Raw genomic sequence first — 473 nt, 5'->3', positions numbered from 1 at the left:
CTCGTCCATGAACGCCGGTTTGCCATCCTTCCACAGCGACTGGTGCACATGGCTGGAGCTTCCGACCCGGTCCTTGTGCCACTTGGGCAGGAAACTGGCGGCATGGCCCTGCTGCCACGCGATTTCCTTCACCGCATGTTTGGCGATCGTGTGGTAATCCGCGCAGTCCAGCGCCGGGGAATAGCGGATGTTCAGCTCCTCCTGCCCGGCCTCGGCCTCGCCCTTGGAATTCTCGATGGGCAGACCCGCGGCATATAGGTGATTGCGGATGGGCCGCATCACATGCTCTTCCTTGGTGGTCTGGAAGATGTGGTAATCCTCGTTGTAGCCGCTGATCGGGCGCAGCTCGCGAAAGCCCCCCGCCCGGATCGTCTCAAGACTGTCGGCAAAGAGGAAGAATTCCAGTTCAGTCGCCATCATCGCGTCAAAGCCAAGCTCGGCCAGCCGCGCGATCTGCTTTTTCAGCATGGCAC

1 pseudogene is annotated in these 473 nt (G+C 60.9%); it reads right to left on the bottom strand.

The window, feature by feature from the left end:
- Positions 1-473, bottom strand: a pseudogene (locus tag A3728_RS14020) (glutamine synthetase); the annotation flags it as partial.

Source organism: Sulfitobacter sp. HI0040 (genome assembly GCF_001634885.1).
Taxonomy (GTDB): Bacteria; Pseudomonadota; Alphaproteobacteria; order Rhodobacterales; family Rhodobacteraceae; genus Sulfitobacter.
Note: the sequence above shows the minus strand (reverse complement) of the source record. Positions and strands in the feature narration are given on the sequence as shown.